Source organism: Stenotrophomonas sp. 05L414_2 (assembly GCF_056397905.1).
On sequence record NZ_JBFTOJ010000182.1, the window covers coordinates 1 to 7,553 of the forward strand.

Below are 7,553 nucleotides of genomic sequence, written 5' to 3' on the forward strand. Positions count from 1 at the left end.
CCTTCTCGGCGACGGCGGGTTGGAAAAGGCCGTTCTGATCATCACCGTTCTGATGGTTCTGGCACTTGAACTGCTCAATTCGGCCATCGAGGCCGTGATTGAACGGTAYGGTCCGGAGCATCACGAGCTTGCTGGCCGCGCCAAAGACATGGGGTCGGCTGCGGTATTCGTCGCTCTGATCGGGACCGCAGCAGCGTGGCTGTTGATCCTGCTTCTCTGACCAGAGCCTGAGCATGAACGGAACCGTCGCAGCCGGGAACACGCGAGTTGACTCCGTTTCACCACGGCGTTGGTGGACTTGGGTCATCGTCTTTTCCATCGTCTTCAGCTTGATTGCCGGCCTGGGGATGCGGGCCCCGGCTCCACCTGACGAGCCTCGTTTCGTACTGGCAGCCAGGACGATGGTTGAATCGGGGCAATGGTTGCTACCGCATCGCGGAATCGAGCTGTACGCGGAGAAGCCGCCCGTCTTCATGTGGATGCAGGCCGGTGCTTACTCGCTCATCAGGAACTGGAATGTCGCCTTCCTTCTCCCGTCGCTGCTGGCCGCGCTTGCAACGCTTTGGATGACCTATCGCATAGGCGCCATGCTCTGGAGCCGGCGCATAGGTCGATATGCAGCCCTGGCCCTGTTCGCAACGCTCCAGTTTGGCCTCATGGCCAAGCGCGCGCAGATCGACATGGTGCTCTTGGCGATGATGACGGCCTCGTTGTGGGGCTTGCTCGCCCACCTCTGGCGTGGCCCCAATCTTACGGCGCTATTGTTGGGGGCATTTGCTGCGGGTCTTGGAACTGTCACCAAGGGGGTTGGTTTCCTTCCGCTGCTCCTGTTTGTTTCCTGGCTCACGCTGCGGTTCAAAGGGAAGGTGCATGCGGTACCCGCAAGCAGCCTGCAGTGGTTTCTGATTCCGCTTGGGTTCGCATTAGGGTTGTCAGTATGGTTGCTTCCGCTGGGAATTGCCTTGGCGGCCCCCCACGGTGCGGAGCTGGATGTCTACGCGAGAGAGCTGCTTTACCAGCAGACGGCAACCCGATACGCAGGGGCATGGCACCACATTCAACCGGCTTGGTACTACGTGCAGGTGATGCTGACCCTGTGGCTCCCAGGCTGCCTGCTCCTGCCATGGATTCTGCCGGCGTGGGCAAGGCGAATTTCCCGCGGTGACAGTCGCTATTGGCTCCTGCTGGGATGGGCGGCGCTCGTGCTTGTCTTCTTCAGCGCGAGCCCTGGCAAGAGAGAGGTCTACATCCTCCCCGCGCTTCCGGCACTGTGTGTCGCGGCGGCACCGCTGCTCGAGGGGCTGCTGCGGCAACGATATGCCCGGTGGACATTGACAGCCTTCCCGGCGCTGATCGCTATGGCTGCATTGATCGTCGTAGCGTCCATCATGGGCAACGCTGACTGGTTGCAGTCTCGGCTGGCGGGCCGGGATCTGACGCCCGAAGTTTTGCAGGCATTGACGCATTGGCTGTTGTTTATCGGTGTGGCGATGCTGCTGCTGGTTGCGGCGTTCGGGACCCGCAGACCAGCCATGCTCACGGTACTTTCAGTGGCGGTCCTGTGGACTTCCTACGGCTTTGGACTGCTGCCCGCACTCGACGCCTCCGCTTCGTCGCGGCAGGTAATGCAGCAGGTTCACTCGATCATCGGAACTCGTGGAGAACTCGGCCTTGTGGACTGGCGCGAGCAGAACTACCTGCAGGTGGGATCTTCGGTGCCTGYGGACTTCGGGTTCAAGCAGCCGTCGGACGTGCAATGGCACCATGCGCGGAAATGGGTGGAAGGTGCGCCTGGGCGCCGCTGGATTCTTGTCACCGACAAGGCGATTGGCCGGTGCGTGAACAGAGCGAGGTCGATATCCGTCGGCAGCGCGAACCGCAACAACTGGGTTCTGGTTCCTTCCGTGGCACTGGTACCCGGCTGTCGGGAAGAAATCAGCTGGGCTGAAAACGATGAGCAGTGAACTGCTGGGGACCGAAGTGCGGCCTTCCGCATGGCGGCTGCGCCTTAGAGCGCTCGGCATTGAGAGCCACGTGACGATTCCAGTCATCGTGCTGATCGTAGGGTCCTGCCTGTTGTTGGGACTTCATGGTGATCAGGTCGTTGCGGCTTGGATCTACGGTTGGGAGGGGCACCAATGGGCGCTGAAGGACAGTTGGCTGACTGAGCAATTGGTACATAAGGGCGGAAGGAATCTGTCCATCGGCGCGGGGCTCGCAGCGCTCTTGGCCACTATCGCGTCGGAGTGGGTTCCGCGGCTGGCTGCATGGCGGCGGCCGATGTTCCGACTCTTTGTCTCGGTCGCTCTCTCCACGATCATCGTTTCGCTGGTAAAGAAAGTCAGCGGAATGGATTGCCCCTGGGACCTGACTACCTTTGGCGGGCCCAATGAACCCTTCGGCTTTTTCGATGCCAGACCGGCAGGCTACCGGGCCAGCGGTTGCTTCCCGGCAGGGCATGCCAGCGCTGGCTATAGCTGGCTAGCCCTGTACTTCCTCGCCCTTGAAGCGAAGCCGCGCCTGCGGTTCGTCGGTCTGGGCGTGGGTGTTGGATTGGGAATGATCTTTGGCATTTCCCAGCAGCTTCGGGGCGCACACTTTCTTTCTCACGATCTTTGGACGGCAGCCATCTGCTGGTTCGTAGCGCTGGGCCTGTACTTGATTTGGCCGGCTCGGCCGAAGAATTGATAGGGCTAAAGCTCAGACCAGGTCCAGCGTCAGTTTGGGTAGTTGCTGGTTGTGATGGACCAACAGGCGCTGCTGGGCGTAGTCCTGAAGCAAGCGCCTATGCAAGGTTTGAGGTCAACGCAAGGTCCGCTTCTGATCTTGAATTCAGGTAGCTAGGCGAACCGCTCCAGGCTTTGATTCCTGGCATGGCCCAGAAGGATCTGCTAGCCCATGCGCGTCGGCAGGTTAGGTGTCTCAGCGAGCCGTTGGACCGCCGGGTCGCGGGGGGCCGGGTTCCCAAAGAAGGGACAGTCCGTGTCAATCCGGCGAGCGAAAGGACATCTTTGCGGGACCGCAGTAGGCTCAAGGTTAGTCGTGGATTAGGGATGTTTATCGAGGGTAGGACGGATGCCCGCTTCTGGCCGATTGCAGACATCAAGGGAGCGTCGTTTCGGCGATATCGAGCAGAGCTCTTAACCGATCCATGTGGCGCAGATCTTGGTGGTAACCCACCCAGACGTCCCTGTTCGGAGGGTCGCCGAACAGATCGATGCGATGAAGCCCGTCCACGCCGTCACCAAGGGGCCTTGGCAATACCGCAACGCCTAGTCCTCGACGGCACATCTGGGCCTGGACGCTTCGGCTGGTGCTGGCGAAAGCACGTCGAGAGTGCGGGAATCGGTCCAGCAGCCAGGCGACATCCGGGAAGTGAGCCTGGGCCGAGTTCATGAGAATCAGGCTCACAGACCCGGGGTCGTTGGTCACCGCGTGCACCGTCGACGCCGATCCGTAGAGCCCGTAAGGCATGGTCATCAGTCGGCGCTGGACGATGTCCGGCTCACTGAACGGGACGATGCGGAAGGCCACATCGGCTTCGCGACGGGAAAGGTCGAGCAGGCGGTAGCTCGCGATGACCTCGGGTACGACGGCGGGGTGAAGGCGCCCCAGTTCGACAAAGACGGGCGCCAGGACATAGGCAGCGAACCAGTCCGCCGAGGATATCCGCAGGAGGCCTTCGAGCCGCTCATGGTTGCCCGCCAGGCGCCTTTCCATGGACAGCGCCGATGCTTCCATGGATTCAGCGAGCGATAGCACCGCGTCTCCGGCATCCGTGAGCACCAAGCCGTCTTTCGTCCTGCGGAAGAGCGGTTGCTCGGCCTCATCTTCGAGTGCCTTGATCCGTCGACCGATGGTGGGGTGGCTCACGCCCAGGCTGCGCGCCGCCTCGCCGAGCGATCTGCCGCGGACGACCGCGAGGAATATCCGGATATCACTCCATTCCATCCCGCGATTACCCGTTCAAAAATGTACGCGCAATATGCAGGAATGGCAGTCCACAAACAATCCTGTCGACTTCACCATGCTCACCCCAGCACTGATGGTCTGGCGTCTGCGGTCCGACCCGCAGGCGACCCCGGCGTACTTCGGGAGATCTCGGTGGGCGGGTACACGCCATCCCTGGCAGGTTGGCCCATACCGGGTCAGCCTCATCTGGAGTTGAACGACATGAGCAAGTTGAACGGGAAAGTCGCCCTGGTTACGGGCGCATCTAAAGGTATTGGTGCCGGCATCGCCCGTCGGCTGGCGAGTGATGGCGCCAAGGTGATCGTGAACTACGCCTCGAGCGCGCACGAGGCAGATAGGGTGGTTGGCGAGATTGAAGGCGCCGGCGGGACCGCTGTAGCGGTGCGCGCCGATGTCCGCAGCAAGACGGAGGTGGATGCGCTCATCCAGACGGCCGTCGACCATTTCGGTCGGCTAGATGTCGTGGTCAACAACGCCGGCATCTATCAGTTCGCAAAGATCGAGGACACCACCGAGGATCTGTATCGCCAGCAGTTCGACCTCAATGTACTCGRGTCGCTGCTCGTCACGGCAGCCGCCGTACCTTTCTTGGGCGAAGGCGGGAGCATCATCAACGTCAGTTCCTTCGTCACCCGGATTCTGCCCACGCAAAGCGCGATCTACAGTGGAACGAAAGGGGCTATCGACGCCATCACCGGCGTTCTCTCGCGGGAACTGGGTCCACGGGGAATCCGCGTCAACGCGGTGAACCCCGGCCTGATCGAGACCGACGGTACGCACGCCAACGGCGTGATGGGCTCGGAGTTCCAGGCCTGGAACGAGCAGCAGACGCCGCTCGGCCGGATCGGCCAGGTGACGGACATCGCGTCGATCGTCTCCTTTCTTGCGTCGGACGACGCGGGCTGGGTCACGGGCGAACACATCATCGGCTCGGGCGGCATGCGCTGATCCGCGGCGTTCCGAGGATGAACCTCTTGAGCATCTATCCGAATCCGAACGCACCGGACCCGCGCCGCTGGCCCGCCTTGGCCGTGCTCCTGTCCGGCACGCTGCTGCCTCCGCTTGATTTTTTCATCGTCAACGTCACCTTGCCGAGCATCCGCGCCGACCTGCAGGCATCGGCCGACGTCGCGCAGCTGGTCGTGTCGGTCTATGCGATGGCCTACGCCGTCACCCTCATCCTGGGCGGTCGCCTGGGCGATCTCTATGGACGCCGGCGTACCTTCGTGGCCGGCATGTTCGGGTTTGGGCTGGCGTCGGCTCTATGTGGATTCGCAACGTCGCCAAGTGTGCTCATCTTCGGCAGATTGCTGCAGGGCATCTCGGCCGCGGTCATGGCACCGCAGTCCTTGGCGTCCATCCACGCGCTGTTTCCAGCGAGCGAGAAGGGTCGAGCGCTCGGTCTTTACGGGGCGACATTCGGATTGGCCTCCGTCGGCGGACAGCTGCTGGGTGGGCTGCTGGTATCCGCTGATCTCTGGGATATGGGCTGGCGTAGCGTCTTCCTGATCAATCTTCCGGTCATCGCCCTGGCCATTCCGGCCGCGTTGATCCTGGTGCGCGAAACCCGCGGTGAGGAAGCGGGCGGCATGGATTTCGGCGGTGCGATCCTGCTGGCACTGGGCGTGCTGGCGCTGGTGGTTCCGCTGATCGAAGGTCGCGAACACGGGTGGCCGTTGTGGAGCCTGGGCATGCTGGCAATGAGCCCAGCACTCCTGGCCCTGTTCTGGCGCTACGAGAAGCACCGGGAGCGCTTGGCTGCGTCGACGCTGGTTCCGCCCTCGGTCATCTCGGCAACCCGTGGATTGGCTCTTGGTCTGCTGGCGGCGGTCATGCTGTATGCCTTGGCGGCGTTCTTCCTGACGTTCGCGGTGTACCAACAAGCCGGGCTGGGTCGCGGTGCGCTCGCAGCGGGCTTGGCGATTCTTCCACTCGGTATCGGACAACTGCTGGGGCCGACGTGCGGCATTCGTCTTTCGCGTTGGCTGGGTTCGAGCGCAGCGACCTTCGGCATGAGTCTGGAAGCCCTCGGCCTGGTGCTGGCGGCCGGTGCGGTGGCGATCGGCCGACCGTCCTGGCTTCCGCTTCCTCTGCTGGTGGTTGGGATCGGACAGGGCATCGCGCTGCCGGCGCTGGTGCGACTGAACGTCGATCTCGTGGAGCCACGCTGGGCAGGCTTGGCGGCCGGCATGGTCAGCGCAGCAATGCAGCTGGGCGCTGCGCTCTCCGTCGCCTTGGTGGGCGGTGTCTTCTTCTCGCTCGCGCCGGATGGAGCAGGCGTCGAAGACGTGGCATCCGGCTTCGCGGCCGCCTGTCTCATGATCGCCAGCGCCATGGCCATCGCCGCCGTTCTCAGCAGGAGGCTGGCGGTGACCACCATGAGGGGGACGCCGGGCTCAGCAAACGAGTCGCCCGTGGCGCAGCGACCCCAGACAACGACGCCGCCCGCAAACCGGACGCTCCCGGTGCAAACCACCCATCGGTCGGCATGAACCCGTCCATCCGATGCCACTCCATTGCGTTATCTACCTACTAATAGGTAGACTCACCCAACTTCAGCAAGGAACTCCTCATGGGCATATCTCCAATCGGTTGGCTCCACACGCTGGGCAGCCTCCCCGCGATCCCGCTGGCGGTCTACATGCTGGTCAGGCACGGGCGGATCGCTCCTGAGACTGCTGCCGGCCGCGCCTACTTCTGGTTCATGCTGCTGGGCATCCTCACCGTCTATCCCATCGCGCACCAGCCGGTGAGCTCGATCGTCGCGACGATCACTCTGGTGTTTCTGCTGGTCGGATACGGCATCGCGCTGTGGCGGCCGGCGAAGCGACTGTGGACGTATGTCCAGACGATGTCGCTGAGCGTAACGGTGTTCCTGCTGATKGTCCCCACGGTGAGTGAAAGCCTGCGCAGGCTTCCTGTCGGCGATCCGGTGGTGACAGACTTGAAAGACCCGCTGCTGCTGGGTGTCCAGGGCGCGCTCTTCCTAGCGCTCATCGTGGGAATTCCACTGCAAATGCGAGCGCTTTATAAGCAGCGTCCCTATCGAGACCAGGTAACCCGTTGATGTCGTCCGCAGAAGCCCAGCCTCAGTATTCACCCAAAGCCCAAGAGATCATCCAGCGGGCCAACGAGCTGCTGGCGTCGGGTGGGTATAACGGCTTCAGCTATGCCGACATTGCCGAACTGGTGGATGTCAGGAAGGCCAGCATCCATCACCACTTTCCGGCCAAGGTGGACCTAGTCAAGGCGACCGTCGCACAGCACCGGCAGGCGATGCGGCGAGGACTGCAGTCACTCAAGGAATCGATTCCTGATCCCTATGCGCGCCTGGTCGCCTACATCCGCTACTGGGCCGACTGCATTCAGGCGTCGAATCCTCCGATCTGCATCTGCGCACTGCTTGCCGCTGAGCTGCCAAGCATCCCGGCAGAGGTCGCCGAGGAGGTCACAGGTCACTTCAACGATCTGCAAACCTGGCTCACACAGACCATGACGGAGGGCGAGACGAAGGGCGTGATGCGCTTAGTCGAGCCGCCTGCTGGGGAAGCCGCGATGTTCATGGCCTCGATCCACGGGGC

8 protein-coding genes are annotated in these 7,553 nt (G+C 62.5%); 7 read left to right on the forward strand and 1 reads right to left on the reverse strand.

Features of this window, described 5'->3' with window-relative positions; genetic code table 11:
- From AC1DJN_RS18880 to AC1DJN_RS18890, 3 genes are all read left to right on the forward strand, one after another.
- Nucleotides 1-220: diacylglycerol kinase (locus AC1DJN_RS18880; protein WP_478039778.1), on the forward strand; the 220-nt coding region annotated here is incomplete at its 5' end.
- Nucleotides 221-347: 127 nt separating this feature from the next.
- Nucleotides 348-1,964, forward strand: a complete 1,617-nt coding sequence (locus tag AC1DJN_RS18885; RefSeq protein ID WP_478039787.1) for an ArnT family glycosyltransferase — start codon at nt 348-350, stop codon at nt 1,962-1,964.
- Nucleotides 1,954-2,688: a phosphatase PAP2 family protein gene (locus AC1DJN_RS18890; RefSeq protein ID WP_442251557.1), complete on the forward strand. Its 735-nt coding sequence runs from the start codon at nt 1,954-1,956 to the stop codon at nt 2,686-2,688. The genes AC1DJN_RS18885 and AC1DJN_RS18890 overlap by 11 nt, the downstream gene beginning before the upstream one ends.
- Nucleotides 2,689-3,102: 414 nt before the next feature.
- Here AC1DJN_RS18890 and AC1DJN_RS18895 read toward each other — a convergent pair whose 3' ends face one another.
- Nucleotides 3,103-3,951, reverse strand: coding sequence for a LysR family transcriptional regulator (locus AC1DJN_RS18895; protein ID WP_241877708.1), 849 nt, complete (start codon nt 3,949-3,951; stop codon nt 3,103-3,105).
- A gap of 222 nt (nt 3,952-4,173) precedes the next feature.
- Between AC1DJN_RS18895 and AC1DJN_RS18900 the strand changes: the two genes are divergently transcribed.
- The 4 genes from AC1DJN_RS18900 to AC1DJN_RS18915 form a co-directional block, all read left to right on the forward strand.
- On the forward strand, nt 4,174-4,920 hold the full coding sequence (locus AC1DJN_RS18900) for a glucose 1-dehydrogenase (RefSeq protein WP_478039780.1): 747 nt from the start codon (nt 4,174-4,176) through the stop codon (nt 4,918-4,920).
- 26 nt (nt 4,921-4,946) lie between these two features.
- Nucleotides 4,947-6,464, forward strand: coding sequence for an MFS transporter (locus AC1DJN_RS18905; protein ID WP_320488652.1), 1,518 nt, complete (start codon nt 4,947-4,949; stop codon nt 6,462-6,464).
- A gap of 80 nt (nt 6,465-6,544) precedes the next feature.
- The gene (locus tag AC1DJN_RS18910) at nt 6,545-7,039 is read left to right on the forward strand and encodes a hypothetical protein (RefSeq protein WP_478039782.1); all 495 of its coding nucleotides are present in this window, start codon (nt 6,545-6,547) and stop codon (nt 7,037-7,039) included.
- A partial coding sequence (locus tag AC1DJN_RS18915) for a TetR/AcrR family transcriptional regulator (RefSeq protein WP_478039785.1) occupies nt 7,039-7,553 on the forward strand: 515 nt, incomplete at its 3' end. The genes AC1DJN_RS18910 and AC1DJN_RS18915, both read left to right, overlap by 1 nt.